This is a genomic window from Paenibacillus sp. N22P23 (assembly GCF_059383735.1).
This window is the reverse complement of sequence record NZ_JBXENT010000002.1, coordinates 19,096-39,155: the sequence shown is the minus strand read 5'-3', so window position 1 is coordinate 39,155 and position 20,060 is coordinate 19,096. Positions and strand designations below refer to the sequence as shown.

Genomic DNA, 20,060 nt, shown 5'->3' with positions numbered 1-20,060 from the left:
GAAGAGGTGAACCGATGGCAATCTGGACGATGATTTTTCGTAAAATGGCGAAGAATCGTTGGCTGCAGCTTAACTTATGGTTTGGGCTTACGATCTGCGTAGCACTGTTCAGCTCCATGCCGCTATACTCGCATGCGATTTTGCAGCGCACGTTATTTAAAGAGCTTCAACAGCTTCAGAAGGATCAGAACGTCTATCCAGGCTCATTAAGAGCCTCTACTTCGGTTTCCGGTACAAGAACCTTTGACGAGATCAGAAGTCTTATCGGCAAAGCGGATCGGTATATGTACAATGCGCCGCAGCGCCTTGGCCTGGATTCCCAGTCGTATATCATGTCGAGGGCGACACAGTCGTTCAAGATTTTACCTGTTGATGCCTCCGACCGCGAGAAGAAAGAAATGAGTGTGACGGGAAGCCTTCGTACCGTCTCGGATATCGAGAAGCGTGTGCAGCTTATTGACGGTCGGATGCCGGATGCAAGCCGCAGCGACGGGGTTTATGAAGCTCTGGTTACGCAGAAGTTTATTATTGATCTTAAGCGTGATCTTGATCATGAGTTCGTTTACACGAATAAGGATACCGGTCAGCAGCTGCACATCATTCCGGTAGGGATCGTGGAGTCGAAGCAGGGCAATGTGTATGATCAGTTCAATGTGGAATCGTATAATACGTCCTTCTATATTCCGTTTAAGCAGTTCAACCATGATTTCATTGAGAACCAAGGGCTGCTCAAAATTTCGGTGCTCTCATGGCAGTATTCGCTGAACTATGAGCAGATGAATATCGATCGTATCGATACGTATCTGGGTCAATATACAGCCATGAACAACTACTTCAACATGCGTCTTGGCATTTCGTCGGTGGATATGCCGGCTAAGAATCCGATCGCTACGTACACGATTAAGAAAGACAAGCTCGACATCATGCTCTGGTCCTTATATTCACCGGTCATGTTCATGCTTGCTTTCTACTTGTATATGGCAGCTAATCTGATTATTGATCGGCAGAAGACAGAGATATCCGTATTGCGCAGCCGCGGTGCAAGCCGTCTGCAGATTATGCTCGTCTTTCTGGTCGAAAGTCTGCTGCTTGGAATTCTGGCACTGGCGGTTGGCCCATTCATTGGTGTCTATTTCACCAAGATCTTAGGGGCTTCAAGCGGGTTCCTTGAGTTCGTGCAGCGCTCCTCGCTCGATGTCGTGCTGAATAGTACATCATACAAAATTGCCGGTGCTGCCGTTATCGGTTCCATTATTCTTATCTTGGTTCCGGCATTCTTGGCAACACGGATTTCAATTGTAGGTCATAAACAGCAGATGGCTCGTTCCAACAAAATGTCTTTCTGGCACAAAACAGGCATAGACATTGTTTTACTTGGTGTTGCGATTTACATGCTTTATGGTTTTAACAAAAGAATGGCCGAATTGAAGGCACTTGCACTCGACCCGAATGCGATCCAAGTCGAACCGCTGCTGTTCTTCATGCCGGCACTCTTCAGCTTGGGAACGGGGCTCTTCATTCTTCGTATCTATCCGTGGCTGATTAAGCTGGTTTTCTGGATTGGACGAAGATGGTGGACGCCTGCGCTGTATTCCACGCTGCTGCAGATCAGCCGTTCTTCATCGCAATATTTAACAATCAAGGTGTTCCTGATTATGACAGTGGCAATGGGGCTCTTTAGCGCCAATGCTGCACGTACGATCAATGGGAATATGGAAGATAAGATTCAATACACGACAGGGTCGGATATTCAATTGTCCGTTCACTGGGATAACGACAAGCCGCCTCCGGCGCCGGCAGGCATGCCGGCCATGGTCAATGCGGATGATGCAGGAGCGGTTCAAGCTCCTAAGGTTGTCACGTATACGGAGCCTTCGTTCATTACCATGAAAGAGCTTGCCGGCGTGGATACAGCAGCGCGTGTGTTCCGCAAGGACGATGCCAATTTCTCCGCAAATGGGCAGAATGGCGGCACTTCGCTCTACGGAATCGATACGTTTGAATTTGGTAAAGTAGCATGGATGCGCGGCGGCTTGCTGGAGTATCCGATCAACAGCTACTTGAATCTGATAGCGAGCAATCCGAAGGCAGTGCTCATTTCCAGATCCATTGCCGACAAGTTCAAAGTGAAGCCAGGCGACCCGATCTCGGCCAAATGGGCAGGACTGGACAGCGCGAACTTCATCGTTTACGGCATTATCGATTACTGGCCGGGATGGAATCCGCTGCCTCAGTCAGGCAACCAGGATGACCCGAATGTACGGCTGCCGAATTTGATCGTCGGTCATCTGCCGTATATTCAAAACCATCTTGCACTTGAACCATATGAGGTATGGATTAAGCTGAAGGAAGGCGCTTCAAGCTCGGTGATCTATGCGGATTTGGAGAAGAAAGAAATACCGGTCGAGAAGCTCGTGGATGCGAATCAGCTGCTGATCCGTTCGAAGAATGATCCGTTCCGACTGGCGATTAACGGTGTTATGACGCTTGGCTTTGTCATTTCCATGATGATCAGCTTCTTCGGATTCCTATTGTTCTGGGTACTTACATTATCGGGCAGGACGTTGCAATTCGGTATATTGCGGGCGATGGGTATCTCGTTTATGCAGATTATCGGCATGCTGCTAAGCGAACAGCTGTTAACTTCAGCGGCTGCTATCCTATTTGGGGTACTGATCGGAAATGCGGTGAGCAGTCAGTTCGTTCCGCTGTTCCAGCTGTCCTTCAACGCTTCGGATCAAGTGCCGCCATTTGAAATTGTCCGTCAGCTAAGCGATTATGTTCAGTTGTACAGCGTCGTAGGCATTATGCTGACAATTGGGCTGGCAGTGCTCGGCATTCGGGTTTCGCGTATGAAAATTACGCAAGCGCTGAAGCTTGGGGAGGAATAAAACATGATTCATTGCGACGGGCTTGTCAAAATTTATAAGACGGACGACTTGGAGGTTGTAGCTCTGCAAGGGCTTGATCTTCACGTTGAGGCCGGTGAGCTGATGGCGATTATCGGCAACAGCGGCAGCGGGAAATCCACGCTGCTTAACATGCTGGGGGGGCTTGATCGCCCTTCCGCAGGGAAGCTGCTTGTTGACGGTAAAGATTTGCTCAAATTTACGGAACGCGATTTGGTCAAATATAAACGGGAGACGGTTGGATTCGTCTGGCAGAGCAATGCGCGCAACCTGATTCCATATTTGACTGCTCTGGAGAACGTAGAGCTGCCAATTCTGCTGAAAGGCCGCGGCAAACGGCTGCGGGCGCTCGAATTGCTGGAAGCGGTTGGGTTAAGCCACCGCATCAAGAACCGGCTGAGTGAGCTCTCCGGCGGTGAACAGCAGCGGGTAGCCATTGCGATTGCACTCGCGAACGAGCCGAAGCTGCTGCTGGCCGATGAACCGACAGGCTCGCTGGACACGAGAATGTCCAATCAAATCCTGGACTTGTTCAGGGAACTCAACAGCAGAATGGGCATTACGATTGTTATCGTTACGCATGACCCGATGCTCGCGCGTAAGGTTGACCGCGTTGTAGCGATCCGCGACGGCAAAACATCATCTGAGATTATCAGACGGCAATCGTATGCGGAAGAGCTCGCTGCGCTTGCAAACGGCAGCATCTTCGAGCCTGAAGAAAGCCATGTGGAGTATGCCGTCATCGACAAAGCAGGGCGGCTGCAAATCCCGGCTTCGTACCTACAGGCGGAGGAGTTCAAAGAGAAGAATAAAGTGCGGGTAGAGATGGAAGAGGGAAGAATTATTTTGTACCCGCCAGAAGCGAAATAAATGCATGCGATCCGGGTAGACTGCCTGTAACAGCTGGGGCAAGTCTCCCGGATTATTTTTATACTATTCATAGTTTACATATCGGAATTGTGTTAGTATACTAATGCCATAAGAAGAATTGCCTGTATAAGCGAAATATAGTGTGAATCGGGAGTGTGAGTAGTAATGCCAAAGGTAGTTATTCTATCAGGAAGTCCGAATCCAATATCTCGTTTGAACGGATTGACCGATTACGCGGAAGCCAAACTTCTTGGGCTTGGATGGGAAGTGAGCTCGCTGCATGTTGCTTCGCTTCCGGCAGAGGATCTCATATTGGCTCGGTGGGACAGTTCAGCCATCAAAGATGCGAATAAGCAGATTGCCGACGCGGATGCTGTAATTGTAGCAAGTCCGGTGTACAAAGCTTCCTTCACCGGTGTACTGAAGACTTATCTGGATTTGCTGCCGCAGACCGGCCTTGAAGGAAAGGTTGTGCTGCCGCTGTTCATTGGTGGAACGATTGCTCACTTGCTAACGATTGATTATGCACTTAAACCGGTGCTTTCAGCGCTATATGCTAGGCACATCTCTGCTGGCGTGTACGCCGTAGATTCACAAATTCAGAAGACGGAAGCAGGCGGGCTGCAGCTGGATGAGGATCTCGTACAGCGCCTAGACGGCGCTGTGGCTTCGTTCGCCGAAGCGACCGAATTATTTGCCTCGCTGCGGACGCCGTCCCAGCCGTAATAACCGCGCCACGAGAAAGAGCAGCCCGGTTGGGCTGCTCTTTCTCGTTCTTGCATGCTGCTGTGCTTATGAAGTCAGCTGTTCCATTTGCTCGATCAATTGTTCGAACACGCTCATCGCTTGTTCAATCGGTTCCGGAGTCGACATATCGACGCCGGCTTTCTTCAAGATATTGATGGAGTAGTCGCTGCCGCCGCTCTTCAGGAAGCCAAGGTAACGCTCAACAGCAGGAGCGCCTTCCTCAAGAATCTGCTTGGAAAAGCTGGTAGCTGCGGAGAAGCCCGTTGCATATTTGTACACATAGAAGCTGGTGTAGAAATGCGGGATACGACCCCACTCCATTTCGATATCTTTATCGATGACCATGCCTTCGCCATAATAAAGCTTGTTCAGGTCGTAATAGATTTTACTGAATTCCTGCGGCGTCAAGGAATCGCCTTCTTCAGCGCGCTCGTGAATGATTTTCTCGAATTCAGCGAACATCGTCTGGCGGAATACCGTTGTGCGGAACTGGTCGGCATAGTAGGTCAGTAAGTACATTTTTTCTTTCGGATCGGTCGACTTCTTCAGCATGTAATCCATGAGCAGCGCTTCATTGAGCGTCGAGGCTACTTCGGCCAAGAAGATCGTGTATTGCGCGTCGCGGTAATCCTGATTGTTGTCGGAATAGTAGGAATGAAGCGCATGGCCCATCTCGTGCGTCAAGGTGAACATGCTGTTCAGGTTGTCCTTATGGTTGAGAAGCACGTAAGGATGGGTACCGTAAGCGCCCCAGCTATATGCGCCGCTGCGTTTGCCTTCATTCTCGTATACGTCGATCCAGCCTTTGTCGAAACCATCCTGCAGCACTGTCAAATAGTCGTTGCCGAGCGGCTTCAAGCTTTCGCTGACGGTTTTCTTCGCATCCTCGAAGGTGATGTCCATCTTGAACTCATCTACCAGCGGAGCGAATAGGTCATACATATGGAGCTCATCCACCTTTAGCAGCTTCTTGCGAAGCTCCATGTAGCGATGCATGAGCGGAAGATATTTGTGAATGGTGCCGATGAGATTCGTATACACTTCCTTCGGAATGTTGTCTCCATAGAGTGACATTTCGAGCGTAGACGGATATTTGCGGGCACGTGAATAGAACAAGTTCTTCGTTACATTCGCGCTAAGTGTGGAAGCAAGTGTGTTTTTGAGTTTACCGTACGTATCATACATCGCTTTAAAGGCGCCTTCGCGTACTTCACGATTCTTGCTCTCTAGAAACTGTATGTAACGGCCATGGGACAATTCAACTTCTTCGCCGTTCTCGTCTTTCACTTTCGGGAATTTCATGTCGGCGTTGTTCAGCATGCTGAAGATCGTGCCCGGAGCTTGGCTGATGTTTCCGACCTGCGCGAGCAGCGCTTCTTCGGATTTGGAGAGCACATGCGCCTTCTGACGGCTCATCTCTTCTAAGGTGTGGCGGTACTTAGCGAGATCCGGATTATTGATCATGTTTTGGAGTGCTTCATCCGAGAGACTGAGTACCTCAGGCGTAACGAAGGAGAGAGCCTCGCCGGTTTCGACACTAAGCTTCTTCGATTTATCGGAGAGAGCTTGGAAGCCTGGCTCTGCCGTATCCTCGTGATGTTTCATGTTTGCATACACATAGAGTCGCTCTACTTTGAGCGATAGCTCGTCCTCAAGCTCGAAGCAAGCTTTGAGTTGCGCCGGGTCAGCTAATTTGCCTTGATAAGCTTCTACTTTCTTCATCTGCTCTTTCGCTTGTGCATATTCCTTGTCCCATGCGGATTGATCCGCGAAAATGTCCTCCAGCTGCCAGCGGTGCTCAGCTGCGGTTTCGGAGCGCTTTGGTACTTGGTTCATGGGAACCCTCCTCGCATGATGGTTGGTAGATGTGGCGGAATCAGCAGAATGGGGTGCTTCATGCTGCATGGCAGCAGCTTGGCTGGATTGCAGCAGTGATAGCGATAATAGAATCGGCAGCCATCTCACGCTAGAAGTCACGCTCCCTTACAGGTAGTGACTCTAGTTTGGCCCGGCAGTCGAATCGTTATGTCCCCATCATGGTCAAACTGTACACGATCAGGAAAAAGGCAAATGCAATAAATACGATCGCTGCGATGGCAAGTCCTCTGCGCATGCTCGCGGGAATGTTATTCCGCTGCATGATGATGACGATTCCGAGTGAAAAAGCGGCAATGATGAATATAATCGTAGATGTCTTATCCACCTAAATGTAGCTCCCCTCCGCACAACCTATGCAGGTTGGTACATGGTTATGTTCGATAAACAGGATGAATTTTCCTCCTGCTTGCAAACCTCGATTTTAGACAGATCGGAAGGCTTGCATAATGGCGTCGAGCTCATCCTCGCGGCCGGCGAAATCGGAAGGACGAAACCGATTCTCTGCCCAGTGAAGCATTTCCGGGCGACTTACGAACGTATAGCATTCTTCGCCCCATTGATCATTGATCTCGCGAACAATCAGTGTTTTGCCCTGTACTTCAACATTCAGCATATTGTATTTATCTGTTTTATAAATTTGAACCTTTTTAAACATAAGGACCATCCCTCTCTGTAAATAGCTTGATGCTTCATACAATGATAGCCATAAAATAGGGTAGAAATCAAATATTTCATGGTCACATGCTGTCAGAATAAGCTGCTATTTGGGGGAGAAAAGGATAAATGGATTTGGTTCACGAATTACTTAGAGGTCTTAAAGAACGCATTGTGAATTAAACAGTCGAAGGAAGTGGAGAAGTGGATAGCTTGCTTAGAGAGAGAATTCTTAGAAAAGAACCTGGAATTATTACATATGGCATGACACCGCCTAAGGAATCGCATCCGCAGGACAAAATTGCTGAAATTGCTCAGAAGCAATGTGAGCGGTTGGAAGGCCTCGATATAGATGGGTTGATCCTGTACGATGTGCAAGAAGAGAGTGACCGAATCGATCAAGACCGGCCGTTTCCGTTTCTGCGGACAGTCGATCCAACGAAATACAGCAACGAGTTTTTGCAGCAATTATCCGTTCCCAAGGTCATCTATCGCTGCGTTGGCAACTATTCATCGAATCAGTTCTCGGAATGGCTGCAAGCAGAATCCGCAGAAGACCGCTTCTCTGTGTATGTGGGAGCTTCTTCGAGCAAGCAGGCAACGAGCATGCGGCTTCCGGAAGCTTATGATTTGAGCCGAAGAATGGATCCGAGCATGACTTTCGGCGGTGTCGTCATACCCGAAAGACATACGATAAAGAACGATGAGCATCTTCGCGTGGTCCAGAAAATGAACAGCGGCTGTCAATTCTTCATTTCGCAGGCAACGTATAACATTGAAGCGACTAAAAACTTCCTATCGGATTATTACTATTACTGCAGAGATCATGAAATTGACATGGTACCGATCTTAATTAATCTTGCGCCTTGCGGTTCACCGAAGACGCTGGAATTTATGAAATGGCTTGGCATCAGCATTCCGAAATGGCTGGAAAATGATTTAAAGCACTCCAACGATATTTTAGATAAATCCGTTACATTGTCTCATCGCATGTTTGAAGAAATTTTCGATTTCGGAGTGGAGAAGGGGATTCCGCTCGGCTGCAGTGTAGAGAGCGTATCGACGCGAAAAGTTGAAATTGATGCTTCTGTGGTACTTCTGAAAGAAATCAGAGCAACCATTGCGAAGAAGCTGGGCCCGGCCAAAGTCGGCTGAATGCTGGATTACACGCACCGATAGGTCAAGCAGCCCAAGATTCTCATACCATAACTTGTCCTTTTTGTCAACATTTAATTGCAAATGACTGCCGTCGCGTGTATACTAAAGCAAGTCGCCCGGTTTTACGGTCGCGCTCATTTTTAGGAGGTTGTTCATTTGAAAGGAACAGTTAAATGGTTTAACGCAGAAAAAGGCTACGGTTTCATTCAAGTAGAGAATGGTGAGGACGTGTTCGTTCATTATTCCGCAATTCAAGGCGAAGGCTTCAAGTCGCTGGATGAAGGTCAGTCTGTAGAGTTTGATATTACACAAGGCAATCGCGGGCCGCAGGCGGCAAACGTTACCAAACTGTAAGCTATGCAGCTTCCATGGGGAAGCTTCTCATAAGTACATGCCATAGATGAACCCGACATTTCGATGTCGGGTTTTTTTTATTTCATCATGAGCCTTTGACCGCAACATGGACAAGATGATAAACTGAGGATTGGAATTTATATTACCTCTGCTAAGGAGCGAATAAGAGCTTATGAAATTCAAATTGTTTAAAGACCGTAAAGGGAAGGCCGATCAGGCTAAAAATAATAAATTCGTTAAGCTGGCTAGAGAGCTTTACGTTCATGCACGCAAGGGCGGACCGAACCCGGAATCGAACTTTGCACTCAAGAATACGATTGCGGCAGCTCGTGCCGAGCAAATGCCGACAGACAGTATTGAACGTGCCATCAAAAAGGCTGCGGGAGCCAACGATAGTGTGGAGTATGAAGAAATCATGTATGAAGGCTATGGTCCGGGCGGCACTGCCATCATGGTCCGCTGCTTGACGGACAACCGTAACCGCACGGCAGCTGATGTTCGTTCGATCTTTAATAAACGCGGCGGTAACATGGGAGAGAGCGGCTGCGTGTCCTATATGTTCGATCAGAAGGGACTGCTCGTCATTAGCCGTGAAGAGCTTGACACAGATGAAGATACGATGATGATGCAGGCGCTGGAAGGCGGAGCAGAGGACGTTATCGTCAATGATGAAAGCTTCGAAGTGCTTACACATCCGCATGAGTTTGAATCGGTTAAGACGGAGCTTGAGAAGCTGGGCCATAAGTTTGAATCGGCAAGCGTACAATGGCTTCCGCAAAACACGATCGTAGCCGAAGGCGAGAACGTGGATAAATTGCAAAAGATGATGGACGGCTTCCAAGATAACGAAGATGTTCAAGACGTTTACGTTAATTTCGAACTGCCGGACGAAGAATAGAAACGAAAAAACAGCCCCATCGCAGCTTGAACTGCGATGGGGCTGTTTTTGTTTGCGGATGCAGGTCTTCTAGGCATCTCGATCGATAACATGCTTCACAAGGAAAGCGATGGCTGCGACGAGTGCAAGTGTCATGGCCAGTTGGAAGAATGCTGTTTTACCAAACTGCTCATAGATAGCACCGCCGGCCGTCCCGCTTATTGCACCGGCAAAGCCGCTCCAGACGATCGCATAAACAGCCTGCCCGGAGGAGCGGAACTCATCGGGAATGATGGAGGACAAGTAACGCAGTGCCGTAACCATATAAATACCGAATGTAATGCTGTGCATGGCCTGAATCGGTATAATCCAGATCGGAGATGTAATCTCACTGATCAGCCAGAAGCGCAGCGCATACATCAGACTGGCAATGGCCAGCAGGGGAAGCTCTTTGAATTTATGGCCGTACTTGCCCAGCAGGAAGAGTACGGGGATTTCACTAATGGCGGAGATCATCCACGCAATACCGACAAGTGAGTTGTCAGCCCCCATTTCTCGCAGCGTCACAGCTAGGAAACCTTCATACATGCGATGCGCTATGGATACGACCAGAACGATGGCGAAGTAGGAAAGGATGCTTGGCTTGCGAATGAGTTTCAGGAAACCGCCAAATTCGATTTTTCGCTTAGAACCTTGATAATCCTTAAGTGCAAAGGAAAGCAGCAAGGCAAGACTTATCGATCCGACAGCCAGCGGAATGGTCGCTGAGGTGCCGGTAACTTTAAGCAGCTGACCGACGAGGAAAGCTGAGAACGCAAAGCCCAGTGAGCCGAATACACGGATGAGTGCATAGGGCTTTGACGTAAATTGACTCGATAACAGAATAAGGCTGTCACTGAGCGGATTGACAGGTGTTTGAAAGAAATAGAATGCCACCATAATGAAGCAGACAATGACGAAGGCATCTGTCGTGAAGAGCAGGGACACCATGACAAGCTGCCCAAACATGAGAAGGGTCATAATTTTCTTAATGGTACGGAAGCGGTCGCTTGCCGTCCCGAAGATGATATTGGCAAAGATCGAAATGAACGGACCGATGGAATAAATGATGCCTATTTGTCCGGCCGTGTAACCGCGGTCCATGAAATACAACGGGAAGTAGGACACGACAAGAGCTTGCGTGGTATAGATAACGTACATAAAAAATCGAAGCATGAACACTTCTCGCGACATCGAGCCCGCCTGTGAAGCGGCTTGCACGTTATCGACGGATGAGTTGTTAAGGTTTGAACGTATAGAACCCAAGATGATTTCACTCCAAATCTAATCTGTTGCCTGTCTAGACATCGTTTTGTCCGCTTGTCCGACACGCCTAATCGCAAAAGCGATGAAAAGACACTCTGCTGCTACCCCAATTGATTGCGCCCATGCCCCGATTGCGCCATTCCAGCCTGGCGTAAGCATAATGCATAGAACAGAGGTTAATACCGTGAACACTAGATTCACGGATTGCGAGCCTAAGATGATGCGTGTCTGTCCGCGCACCATGATGAGACCGTTGCCGACATCCAGCCATGGCAGTGCCAGAGCTAGCAGAACGAATGGCTGCATGGCTCGAATCGTTTCTGATTTCAGTTTCCCTTCAACGCCCATGACATGGCCGACTATAAAGTCCCCTGCAGGCGTGAATGCGAGAAGACTGACTAGTAACGTTGGGATAAAGCCAAGCATCAGCGTGAATTTACGGACAGCTTTAGGATCAATTTTATAGAAATTAAGGACGATTTGATGGAAATAAGTAAAGAAACTTAAAGTGAGCTGTACCAGACTCGCTGCGAGCGCAAAGGATGCAATAGACAACGCAGCATCGCTCGTCTTGCCGAGCAGAATATTAATAGAAGGTCCAATCCATACCGCAATCAGCGTGGAAAGCAGCAATGGACGGTAGAATGAGAATACTTGCCTAAAGTTCTGAACGGCATGCTCTTCTACTTTCTCCGGCATCTGTTTGACAAGTGAGGAGCCTTCCAGATAACTAACCAATGCTTCGATCATCATGCCGGCAAGGAAAATCACGGCGCCAACGGTACCGCTCGTTACCCCTTTATTCATATAGTAAAGGGAAATTCCGTACATCCCGACAAGACGCAGCGCCATGCCGATCGTCAACCATTTGGTGCGTAAATTATAAATAATGACGCCATGATATAAACAGCGAATGCCTGAGAAAATACTGACGAACATGAGAATTTGATAGACATCCAAGATATGCGGAACGAGTTCGTCATCCGCACCGAATAATCCTCCGAATATCCAAGTGCCAAGCGGCGAATAACTGATGACGATGCCAAGAACCAAGATTGCTGCGAATACAAGCTGACCAACCAGCAGCATAGCACGGAAAGATTGCTTGTCGCGTACCAACGCCGAACAGGTCTGGCGCAGCAAGACGGCGGGTCTTTCCGTTATAATTAGCAGACTCATCGCGATAGCATAACTGGCGATGACGACTTTCTGATTGGCTGCATGTGCCAGCGTACTATTGATGATGACATGCGAAATCGTTACGAGAGAGGCTGAAAGTCCGAGCGGCAAAAAAAAACGCCATAGCTGTCTCATCGACACAGGGCCAGGCTGTTTCCCCATAGTTTGTTCTCCTTGCAAGCGATATGTACCCCAGTATAGCATATGGCGAACAAGTTTTCGCGCTGGATTTGTACTCTATGAAATGGTACATTATTTGATGGAGGTTTTGAGACGTGAACCAATTTTTTAGTTGGAATGACCGGCTTGGAATCTCGCTTCCGACCCTCCATCAGGAGTGGGACATGTACAGTGAAAAGGATCGCACGTTCATTGTGACAGAATGGGAGATTATTCGCGGGACGATTCCTGAGCGCGTCATGGCATTTGAAGCGGTAATCAACGTGAAGCAGATTCAGCTGTTTGAGGAAGAAAACTTTGAGCGTTCATGTACCATTAACTCCGATATTGCCGAGCTGGCAAGCCGGATTAATGATTTACATATCTGGTACCGCATGAATCAAGAAATTGAAAACAAGCGCCATTCCTAATAAGCGGAGTGGAAGAAGGAGGGCGCATATCGCGATGCAATTATCGGTTTTGGCCCGCCGGATGCCGCAAACGCCTATTCGATTGATGTACCGGGTTTACAAATATGTATTGCCGGAAGTTAGATCTGAGCTTGCAAGATTGCGTGTCATAGCCGAACAAATTCCCGATGATGAACTGAGAACGCAAGCGATTGCCAGTATGACAAGCAAGCAGTTTCACTGCGAAGGAGGAGGCATTTACGCCGCCGCTAATTTGCAACGCAGGGATGTGCTCGTTCCGCTCATCGTTGCTTTGCAGACGATCAGTGATTATTTGGACAACCTGTGTGACCGAAGCACGTCGTTGGCCGCTGATGATTTTCGACTGCTTCATCAATCGATGTTGGATGCCGTAGACCCGAACGCGCCGCTGCGTGATTATTATGCATTGCGGACTGAACGCGACGACGGGGGTTATTTGCATGAGTTGGTGCGTACATGTCAAGCCTCTATAAGGAATCTGCCGTCATATTCGGCTGTTCAGCCTTACGTGACAGAGCTTGTTGGACTATATGGTGACCTACAGGTGCACAAACATATCGTCAGAGAGAAACGCGAGCCGGCTTTACATGCGTGGTGGGAGCAGCATCGTCAGCTTGCACCGCATTTTAAGTGGAACGAGTTTGGCGCTGCGACAGGGTCTACGCTCGGCATGTTTATGTTGTTTCTTGCCGCTTCAGTTGAAGGATGCGGCAGCGAAGAAGCGCTTCAAGTTCGTAACGGCTATTTCCCCCATGTTTGCGGTCTTCACATTATGCTAGATTATTTGATCGACCAAGAAGAGGATCGGATTGGCGGAGACTTGAACTTCTGCAACTACTATTCCAATCAAAGTGAGCTGGTGGCACGAATCGGAGACATCGTCGAAGGTGCGCGCCAAGATGTGAGCAGGCTGCCTGCTCCGAAGTTTCATCGCATGGTAATCGAAGGCCTGCTCGCCTTATACCTTTCAGATCCCAAAGTACGGGGTCAGAAAGATGTGCAGCTCGTTTCGAAGCGCCTTATGAGAAAGAGCCCGCTCACGCGGCTGTTTTTCTGGGGCAACAGTGTTGTTATTCGATTGCGTCAATTTAAATAGTGTGAACATGAACAAGGAAAGCATAGATAAAGATGAAAGAGGAGTGGATTTGCAATGTCAGCAGTAAAATCAATTGCCGTTCTTACAAGTGGTGGAGATTCGCAAGGTATGAACGCAGCGGTACGCGCAGTCGTCCGTAGTGCTTTATATCATGGTCTTGAAGTATACGGTGTACAACGCGGCTATCAAGGCCTGCTTAATAATGATCTTCGTCAAATGGATCTTCGCAGCGTAGGGGATATCATTCAGCGCGGAGGTACCATTCTCCAGACAGCTCGCTGTAAAGAGTTTATGACACCGGAAGGCCAACAGAAAGGTGCAGAAGTACTGCGTGAGCGCGGAATTGACGGGCTTGTCGTAATCGGCGGAGACGGCTCCTACCAAGGCGCCAATAAGCTTTGCAAGCTGGGCATCAAAACAATGGGATTGCCGGGTACAATCGACAACGATATACCGTTTACCGACTATACCATTGGATTTGATACTTCGGTCAGCATCGTTGTTGATGCGATCAACAAGCTGCGCGATACGATGACTTCGCACGAACGTTCTTCCGTCGTCGAGGTTATGGGTCGTCATTGCGGTGATATAGCTCTATATGCTGGTTTGGCGAGCGGTGCAGAAACGATTATCGTACCGGAAGTGCCGTTTGATCTGGATCAAGTAGCAAACCGCATGAAAGAAAACTTCGGCTCCGGCAAACGTCACAGTATCATCGTAGTTGCTGAAGGCGCTGCAAGTGGAGAAGATATCGGTAAAGGCATCACAGAGCGTTGCGGTATGGAGCCGCGCGTTACGGTTCTTGGTCATATTCAACGTGGCGGAACGCCGACTCATAATGACCGAATTCTTGCGAGCCAGCTGGGCGACTTCGCTGTTCGTAAGCTGATGGAAGGCGACTCCGGCAAAGGCTGCGGTATCATCCGCGGTGAGCTGGTTGTGACCGATATTGATAAAGTAGTAAACACGAAGAAACCATTCAACATGGATCTCTACAACCTGGCTCTTCGTTTATCTCAATAAATGAACTTAAAGCCTTATATGAGCGTCTGCAGGGGAATAACCCGAATGACTGCCCGTATAAGGCTTTTTTAATCAATGGAGGTGGAAAGCAAGATGTTCTTGTACAAAATCGAAATCGAAATGGAAGATACCTCGGCGCATCTGATTCTGCTCGCAGAGACGGATGAGAAAGCATTCTCGTTCGTAGAGAGCCACGTTGCGCGTCATTATATTAAAATGCCTGTCCTAAAGTCGGTTGCCATCGTGGAGAAAAAACGTACCGAAGTCGGTTCAGGCTATTTAATTCCTCAATCGTAAATTCCTTTATTGACCAAATATACAAAACATACTATTATGTATGTAAAGTTGAATTTGGAAGGGGAATATTTATGCGCATCACAATCATCGCTGGAAGTAATCGACCGGAGTCGACAAGTACGAAATTATCTCGATATATTGGGAAGTTTATGGAATCGGAAGGGCATGAGGTTACAGTATTCGATCTGTATAAGCAGCCGCTGCCGTTCTACGGCACTCATGAGGATTCGAATCCTAACCTGGCAGCATTACGCGAATCCGTGCTTCATAGCGATGCTGTTGTGCTCAGCACGCCGGAATATCACGGAAGCATCTCCGGTGTGCTGAAGAATGCGCTTGATTTCCTTGGCGGAGATCATTTTGACAGTAAAGCAGTTCTCTCTGTCAGCTCTGCCGGCGGCGCAGTCGGGGTAAGCTCACTTACTCAATTGCAAGCCATGGTTCGTAACATGCATGGAATCAACTGCCCGGAATGGATTTCCATCGGCGGCGCGTCACGTCAATTCGAATCTGACGGGACACCGTCATCCGTGGATGTCGTAACTCGCGTTCATCGTACCGTTCCTTATTTCTTACAACTGGCTGCAAAGCTGCGTAAGTAAGTTTAGTCAACTCCAAATGCAAAACGCTCTGCAGCCAATGCCGGAATTGTCCGTGCGAGGCTTGCAGAGCGTTTTTTTGGTTTAGAATTTGGCGTCCGCCGTATATCGGTTATTTGCGTTCCATAGTAAATATTCATGAATGCCGGAATCCTGCAATGCTTTAATTTGTGCGTCCACTTCGGCCTTGCCGTATTTAATATAATGTCCTTTGCCTAGCCAGCTTGCGGTGAAGTCTTGAATCCAAGGTCTAATGATCGGCTTGTAGGAGCCAATCGGATCTAACTTCTTATGTGTATCTACCATGGCACCTTTGATGGTCGCGTATGGATCTTTGTCCGGATCTTTCACCTTGAACCAGCCTGTGCTGTAATGGCTGGGATAAATCATCGGCGCGATGACATCCACATATTTCGAGATTTTCACAAAATCTTGACCGATACCTTCAGCAGCCGGAACGGAAGCCGCATATCCGAAAATATCAACAGAGACACGAACGCCAAGCGGTTCAAGCTGTGATTTCGCATATTTCACGAAAGCAGCGATTGTATCCACTCGTGTATCCTTGGTCTTCTCGAACTTCAGGGAGTCGGCTTTTTTCTCGAAGCCTTCCGGGAAACGGACATAGTCGAATTGAATTTCTTTGAAACCGAGCTTCACAGCTTCCTTCGCAATCGCAATGTTGTAATCCCATACGTCTTTCTTGTACGGGTTTACGAAGCTGTCACCTTTACCGTTCTGCCAAATGGATCCGTCTTTGCGCAAGAATGAAAGTTCAGGATGGCTTCTGGCGAGTACCGTATCCTTAAAGACAACGATACGTCCGATGGGGTACACGTCATGTTTCTTCAAACGCTCCATCATTTGACTGATGTTGCTGATGTACTTCTTTGGTTTGCCGAGCTTCAGCAGCTCTGGGTTTGTAGTGGGATAGGTAATATAGCCGTTATCATCCTTCAAATCAATGACCATGCTGTTCAATGGCGTATTGTCGAGCAGCTTCAGCAACGATTCCATTCTAGCGCCTCCGGCGCTGTGAGCCGTTACATAAATGCCCTTCACTTCAGGGGCATCCGGCTGCGGATCATGCTTGACGAATTCGGTTCCTGTGTTTGAACCCGTGTCAGAACCACCGGGCGTTGTTGCATCTGGAGTCGTCCCAGGCTGTGTAGTACCTCCGGGACCATTCGGCTGCTGCACATTCGTCGGAGCAGCAAGAATAGTAGCGAGCAATTGGTGGGTAGATGCGGACTGCGCACCTGCTTGCGCATCAGATCCGGTTAAGACATGAAACAACAATAACAATGTAGAAACAATAACATCCATTTCAGTTCTCTCCCCATCTGACAAGTCAGTAAAATTATAATTCAGTTTCGGATGAAGGCACAGAGGTATTTTGTAGGAATTTGCTAGAAATTGATGTGTGCGCAGCGTATGTAACCTTATATAACCGCAAAAAAAGAACGAGAACCAATTTCTCGTTCTCGCTCCGTGTACCTCTATTGCAAAAGCACTTCTCTTTGATGCTCACAAATGCTTTGCTGCACAATCTCCATCGCGTCCTCAGGTTCCAGCAATGCCAGTCCATCCCGCAGCACGATATTCAAATTCATTTCCCGCTCCGTGAGGAAAGGCACTAATTCCGGTGCTAGTTTTTCCACAATCTGTAATAGTCTGACCGTTTCCATATCCATGAAGCATCACCCTTTCATCGTAATGGAGGGTAAAACGTATGGCACGAAACTTATTCAACGGGATAGCTATATTATAACAGCAGGGAATTCAAAAACCTAGTGTTGAGCAAAGAAATTCCATATTAGCCGATGCCCGTTTTGCAATTTAAAGGGAAGGCTTGCGAAATTCTCCCATAACGCCGACTGTTTCAACAATATTGACGAATGCGCGCGGATCCGTGTCTACTATAATTTTGCGCAGCTGATTTAACTCGAAGCGAGTTGTCACCGTCATCAGCATGTCATTCTCCGCATTGGTGTAGGCGCCGCGTGTTTTGATGACCGTTACGCCTCGGATCAGTGGAATCATGGCTGTGCGCATTTCTTCTGTTTTCGTTGTTACAATAAAGACAGTAATCTTCACATGCTTGATGTGTATGAGGTCAATGATTTTACCTGTTGTAAAGATCGACAGCAACGAGAATAACGCGATATCCCAGTCATTCGTAAGCATTCCGAGTCCAGCAATAACAGTCCCGTTCAGTACAAAAATCAGCATGCCAATCGATAAGTCGCGTTTGCGTGTAATAATCGCCGCTATTATATCGAAGCCGCCGGAGGAGGAGCCTTCACGAAGGGCCAGTCCACTTCCGAAACCGACCACGACGCCGCCGAAGACTGCGCCAAGCGTCAGATCCTCAACCATTGGGTTTACCGGAACAAGCTGCATGAAGAGCGTTGTTGCGGCAACCGAGAACGCGCTCCAGCCAACAAAACGCAGGCCGAGAACTCGCCACCCCCAGATTAAAATAGGCACATTTAGAATAAAATAAAGCCAGCCAATGTTTAGGCCGGTCGCATACCCGGCAATCATCGTAATGCCGGATACGCCGCCGCTGATCATTTTGTGCGGAATCAGAAGCTGGTTAAAGCCAAAAGCGATCAGCAAAGCGCTGATTAAAGTCGTTGCTGCAGTTCGTGATGTTCTCATGAAAATTCCACCTCGGCGAAGTATGTTCAACAGCTAGCAGTTTATCAAAAAAAGTTGGAAGTTGTCTAATGTAATAAATGATGCTAGTATATGTATTTAGTGCTTACTGGTATTCAGAAAGACAGTTGTGCTATAATAAACTGTATATTTTCTGTAGGATGCAGATAGAAGGAGATTGAAACAGTTTGAAAACATTTGCTGAATTCGGCTTGGAACCTAAGGTTCTTCAAGCCATTACTGAGCTTGGATTTGAGGAATCTACCCCAATCCAATCAAAAGCCATTCCAATTGCGCTTGCCGGCACCGACTTAATCGGGCAAGCTCAGACAGGAACGGGCAAAACGGCCGCCTTCGGGATCCCGCTTGTTAACAAGATTCCGGTTACTGAAGAGCGTATCGTCGCATTAATTATGACCCCAACCCGTGAGCTCGCCATTCAAGTTTCGGAAGAAATCGGAAAGCTTACACGTTACAAAGGTTTGCGCTCATTGCCAATTTACGGCGGTCAAGAGATCGGTCGTCAAATCCGTGCATTGAAGAAACGTCCGCAAATCATCATCGGTACACCTGGTCGTTTGCTGGATCATATTAACCGTAAAACGATCAAACTTGATGATGTCCAAACCGTTATCTTGGATGAAGCGGATGAAATGTTGGACATGGGCTTTATGGAAGACATCACTTCCATTCTTTCCTTGGTACCGACTAATCGCCACACGATGTTGTTCTCGGCAACAATGCCTCCGAACATTCGTAAACTGGCAGATCAATTCCTTCAATCGCCTGAACATGTGTCGGTAATCCCAACACAAGTCAGCGCACCAACGATCGAACAAGCATACATCGAAGTTCATGAGCGTCAGAAATTTGATGCATTGAGCCGTTTGCTTGATATGGAATCACCAGACCTTGCAATCATCTTTGGACGTACAAAGCGCCGTGTAGATGAGCTAAGCGAAGCCCTTCAGAAGCGTGGTTATTCTGCAGACGGCTTGCATGGCGACTTGTCCCAGAATCAACGTGATAACGTTATGCGTAAATTCCGCGACGGCAGCATCGATGTACTTGTAGCAACAGACGTTGCAGCACGTGGTCTTGACGTTTCGGGCGTAACACATGTTATCAACTTCGATTTGCCGCAAGATCCGGAGAGCTATGTACACCGTATCGGCCGTACCGGCCGTGCTGGTAAAGAAGGTACAGCGTGGTCGTTCGTAACGCCGCGTGAGCTGGATCACATGCATTTCATCGAGAAAATGACTCGTCACAAAATCGCGAAGAAGCCATTGCCAAGCATCGCTGAAGCAATCGAAGGCAAACAACGCGTAACGGCTGAGCGCATTCTGGATGCTCTGGAAGGCGATGCAGTTAATGAGTTCAAAGCCATTGCAATTCAATTGCTTGAGCAATATGACTCCGTTAACTTGCTGGCAGCAGCAATTAAATTGATCACTGGCGAGAAGAAAGATATTAATATCGAACTTACGCCTGAAGATCCGATTCGCGCTAAGAAACGCAGACCGGATGTTCGTACAAGCGGACGTCGTTTCTCCGGCGGACCATTTGGCGGCGGCAACCGTTCCGGCAGCGGTCCTCGTGGACGCGGCGAGAGCAGCGGCAGCAGCCGTGGCGGTTACGGCGGCAGCGGCGGCGGCTATAGTGGCAATCGCAGCAGCAGCGGCAGCAGCTCAAGCAGCAGCACTAGCAGCAGCGGCGGCGGCTACAACCGTGATCGCGATCGCGACAACAAAGGCCGTGGAGACGGCCGCGGCGAAGCTCGCCGTTCCCGTCCATCCTCTGACGAATAAGCAAGGATAAACACCGGGGCTTCTGTTTAGC

Annotated in this window: 20 protein-coding genes; 12 read left to right on the top strand and 8 right to left on the bottom strand. The window is 48.4% G+C overall.

The window, feature by feature from the left end:
- The first annotated feature begins 14 nt into the window (after nucleotides 1-14).
- From AC506A_RS10965 to ssuE, 3 genes are all read left to right on the top strand, one after another.
- Entirely contained in the window at nucleotides 15-2,891 is a 2,877-nt protein-coding gene (locus tag AC506A_RS10965) for an ABC transporter permease (protein WP_495461051.1), read from the top strand.
- Between the two features lie 3 nt (nucleotides 2,892-2,894).
- The gene (locus tag AC506A_RS10960; protein ID WP_495461050.1) at nucleotides 2,895-3,779 is read left to right on the top strand and encodes an ABC transporter ATP-binding protein; all 885 of its coding nucleotides are present in this window, start codon (nucleotides 2,895-2,897) and stop codon (nucleotides 3,777-3,779) included.
- 165 nt (nucleotides 3,780-3,944) lie between these two features.
- Nucleotides 3,945-4,505 (top strand): NADPH-dependent FMN reductase, encoded by a 561-nt coding sequence (ssuE, locus tag AC506A_RS10955; RefSeq protein ID WP_495461049.1) that lies wholly within the window; start codon nucleotides 3,945-3,947, stop codon nucleotides 4,503-4,505.
- 66 nt (nucleotides 4,506-4,571) lie between these two features.
- On the opposite strand, the gene pepF is transcribed toward ssuE, so the two are convergent.
- The 3 genes from pepF to AC506A_RS10940 form a co-directional block, all read right to left on the bottom strand.
- Nucleotides 4,572-6,362 carry an oligoendopeptidase F gene (gene pepF, locus AC506A_RS10950; RefSeq protein WP_495461048.1) on the bottom strand — a complete coding sequence of 597 codons (1,791 nt, stop codon included), beginning with the start codon at nucleotides 6,360-6,362 and terminating at the stop codon, nucleotides 4,572-4,574.
- Between the two features lie 187 nt (nucleotides 6,363-6,549).
- Nucleotides 6,550-6,729, bottom strand: a complete 180-nt coding sequence (locus tag AC506A_RS10945; protein WP_495461047.1) for a hypothetical protein — start codon at nucleotides 6,727-6,729, stop codon at nucleotides 6,550-6,552.
- 96 nt (nucleotides 6,730-6,825) lie between these two features.
- On the bottom strand, nucleotides 6,826-7,059 hold the full coding sequence (locus tag AC506A_RS10940; RefSeq protein WP_495461046.1) for a hypothetical protein: 234 nt from the start codon (nucleotides 7,057-7,059) through the stop codon (nucleotides 6,826-6,828).
- Between the two features lie 203 nt (nucleotides 7,060-7,262).
- Here AC506A_RS10940 and AC506A_RS10935 point away from each other — a divergent pair, with 203 nt between their 5' ends.
- From AC506A_RS10935 to AC506A_RS10925, 3 genes are all read left to right on the top strand, one after another.
- On the top strand, nucleotides 7,263-8,213 hold the full coding sequence (locus AC506A_RS10935; protein WP_495461045.1) for a methylenetetrahydrofolate reductase: 951 nt from the start codon (nucleotides 7,263-7,265) through the stop codon (nucleotides 8,211-8,213).
- Nucleotides 8,214-8,372: 159 nt separating this feature from the next.
- Nucleotides 8,373-8,570, top strand: coding sequence for a cold shock domain-containing protein (locus AC506A_RS10930; RefSeq protein WP_090981718.1), 198 nt, complete (start codon nucleotides 8,373-8,375; stop codon nucleotides 8,568-8,570).
- A gap of 172 nt (nucleotides 8,571-8,742) precedes the next feature.
- Complete coding sequence (locus tag AC506A_RS10925; RefSeq protein WP_495461044.1) at nucleotides 8,743-9,468, top strand: YebC/PmpR family DNA-binding transcriptional regulator; 726 nt, start codon at nucleotides 8,743-8,745, stop codon at nucleotides 9,466-9,468.
- Between the two features lie 69 nt (nucleotides 9,469-9,537).
- Here AC506A_RS10925 and AC506A_RS10920 read toward each other — a convergent pair whose 3' ends face one another.
- Together AC506A_RS10920 and AC506A_RS10915 are read right to left on the bottom strand one after the other, a co-directional pair.
- On the bottom strand, nucleotides 9,538-10,752 hold the full coding sequence (locus tag AC506A_RS10920) for an MFS transporter (RefSeq protein WP_495461043.1): 1,215 nt from the start codon (nucleotides 10,750-10,752) through the stop codon (nucleotides 9,538-9,540).
- Nucleotides 10,753-10,770: 18 nt separating this feature from the next.
- Nucleotides 10,771-12,093: a multi antimicrobial extrusion protein MatE gene (locus AC506A_RS10915; protein WP_495461042.1), complete on the bottom strand. Its 1,323-nt coding sequence runs from the start codon at nucleotides 12,091-12,093 to the stop codon at nucleotides 10,771-10,773.
- A 113-nt stretch (nucleotides 12,094-12,206) separates the two neighbouring features.
- Between AC506A_RS10915 and AC506A_RS10910 the strand changes: the two genes are divergently transcribed.
- The 5 genes from AC506A_RS10910 to AC506A_RS10890 all read left to right on the top strand — a co-directional run bounded on the left by AC506A_RS10910 (nucleotide 12,207) and on the right by AC506A_RS10890 (nucleotide 15,560).
- Nucleotides 12,207-12,521 carry a hypothetical protein gene (locus tag AC506A_RS10910; RefSeq protein ID WP_495461041.1) on the top strand — a complete coding sequence of 105 codons (315 nt, stop codon included), beginning with the start codon at nucleotides 12,207-12,209 and terminating at the stop codon, nucleotides 12,519-12,521.
- A 34-nt stretch (nucleotides 12,522-12,555) separates the two neighbouring features.
- Nucleotides 12,556-13,638 (top strand): tetraprenyl-beta-curcumene synthase family protein, encoded by a 1,083-nt coding sequence (locus tag AC506A_RS10905; RefSeq protein ID WP_495461040.1) that lies wholly within the window; start codon nucleotides 12,556-12,558, stop codon nucleotides 13,636-13,638.
- Nucleotides 13,639-13,692: 54 nt separating this feature from the next.
- On the top strand, nucleotides 13,693-14,661 hold the full coding sequence (gene pfkA, locus AC506A_RS10900) for a 6-phosphofructokinase (RefSeq protein ID WP_495461039.1): 969 nt from the start codon (nucleotides 13,693-13,695) through the stop codon (nucleotides 14,659-14,661).
- A gap of 93 nt (nucleotides 14,662-14,754) precedes the next feature.
- Nucleotides 14,755-14,958, top strand: a complete 204-nt coding sequence (locus AC506A_RS10895) for a DUF3906 family protein (RefSeq protein WP_091220668.1) — start codon at nucleotides 14,755-14,757, stop codon at nucleotides 14,956-14,958.
- A gap of 71 nt (nucleotides 14,959-15,029) precedes the next feature.
- The gene (locus AC506A_RS10890) at nucleotides 15,030-15,560 is read left to right on the top strand and encodes an NADPH-dependent FMN reductase (RefSeq protein ID WP_495461038.1); all 531 of its coding nucleotides are present in this window, start codon (nucleotides 15,030-15,032) and stop codon (nucleotides 15,558-15,560) included.
- A gap of 81 nt (nucleotides 15,561-15,641) precedes the next feature.
- Here AC506A_RS10890 and AC506A_RS10885 read toward each other — a convergent pair whose 3' ends face one another.
- The 3 genes from AC506A_RS10885 to AC506A_RS10875 form a co-directional block, all read right to left on the bottom strand.
- Entirely contained in the window at nucleotides 15,642-16,883 is a 1,242-nt protein-coding gene (locus AC506A_RS10885) for a putative glycoside hydrolase (protein WP_495461037.1), read from the bottom strand.
- Between the two features lie 173 nt (nucleotides 16,884-17,056).
- The gene (locus AC506A_RS10880; protein ID WP_112883926.1) at nucleotides 17,057-17,251 is read right to left on the bottom strand and encodes a hypothetical protein; all 195 of its coding nucleotides are present in this window, start codon (nucleotides 17,249-17,251) and stop codon (nucleotides 17,057-17,059) included.
- A gap of 145 nt (nucleotides 17,252-17,396) precedes the next feature.
- Nucleotides 17,397-18,221 (bottom strand): YitT family protein, encoded by an 825-nt coding sequence (locus AC506A_RS10875; protein WP_495461036.1) that lies wholly within the window; start codon nucleotides 18,219-18,221, stop codon nucleotides 17,397-17,399.
- A gap of 185 nt (nucleotides 18,222-18,406) precedes the next feature.
- On the opposite strand from AC506A_RS10875, the gene cshA reads away from it, so the two are divergent.
- Nucleotides 18,407-20,029 carry a degradosome RNA helicase CshA gene (cshA, locus tag AC506A_RS10870; protein WP_495461035.1) on the top strand — a complete coding sequence of 541 codons (1,623 nt, stop codon included), beginning with the start codon at nucleotides 18,407-18,409 and terminating at the stop codon, nucleotides 20,027-20,029.
- The last annotated feature ends 31 nt before the right edge of the window (nucleotides 20,030-20,060 follow it).

Bases quoted from the DNA above. Each gene is read 5' to 3' on its own strand.
- AC506A_RS10965 (WP_495461051.1), top strand. From the start codon at position 15: ATGGCAATCTGGACGATGATTTTTCGTAAAATGGCGAAGAATCGTTGG.
- AC506A_RS10960 (WP_495461050.1), top strand. From the start codon at position 2,895: ATGATTCATTGCGACGGGCTTGTCAAAATTTATAAGACGGACGACTTG.
- ssuE (WP_495461049.1), top strand. From the start codon at position 3,945: ATGCCAAAGGTAGTTATTCTATCAGGAAGTCCGAATCCAATATCTCGT.
- pepF (WP_495461048.1), bottom strand. From the start codon at position 6,362: ATGAACCAAGTACCAAAGCGCTCCGAAACCGCAGCTGAGCACCGCTGG.
- AC506A_RS10940 (WP_495461046.1), bottom strand. From the start codon at position 7,059: ATGTTTAAAAAGGTTCAAATTTATAAAACAGATAAATACAATATGCTG.
- AC506A_RS10925 (WP_495461044.1), top strand. From the start codon at position 8,743: ATGAAATTCAAATTGTTTAAAGACCGTAAAGGGAAGGCCGATCAGGCT.
- AC506A_RS10915 (WP_495461042.1), bottom strand. From the start codon at position 12,093: ATGGGGAAACAGCCTGGCCCTGTGTCGATGAGACAGCTATGGCGTTTT.
- AC506A_RS10905 (WP_495461040.1), top strand. From the start codon at position 12,556: ATGCAATTATCGGTTTTGGCCCGCCGGATGCCGCAAACGCCTATTCGA.
- pfkA (WP_495461039.1), top strand. From the start codon at position 13,693: ATGTCAGCAGTAAAATCAATTGCCGTTCTTACAAGTGGTGGAGATTCG.
- AC506A_RS10895 (WP_091220668.1), top strand. From the start codon at position 14,755: ATGTTCTTGTACAAAATCGAAATCGAAATGGAAGATACCTCGGCGCAT.
- AC506A_RS10890 (WP_495461038.1), top strand. From the start codon at position 15,030: ATGCGCATCACAATCATCGCTGGAAGTAATCGACCGGAGTCGACAAGT.
- AC506A_RS10885 (WP_495461037.1), bottom strand. From the start codon at position 16,883: ATGGATGTTATTGTTTCTACATTGTTATTGTTGTTTCATGTCTTAACC.
- AC506A_RS10880 (WP_112883926.1), bottom strand. From the start codon at position 17,251: ATGGATATGGAAACGGTCAGACTATTACAGATTGTGGAAAAACTAGCA.
- AC506A_RS10875 (WP_495461036.1), bottom strand. From the start codon at position 18,221: ATGAGAACATCACGAACTGCAGCAACGACTTTAATCAGCGCTTTGCTG.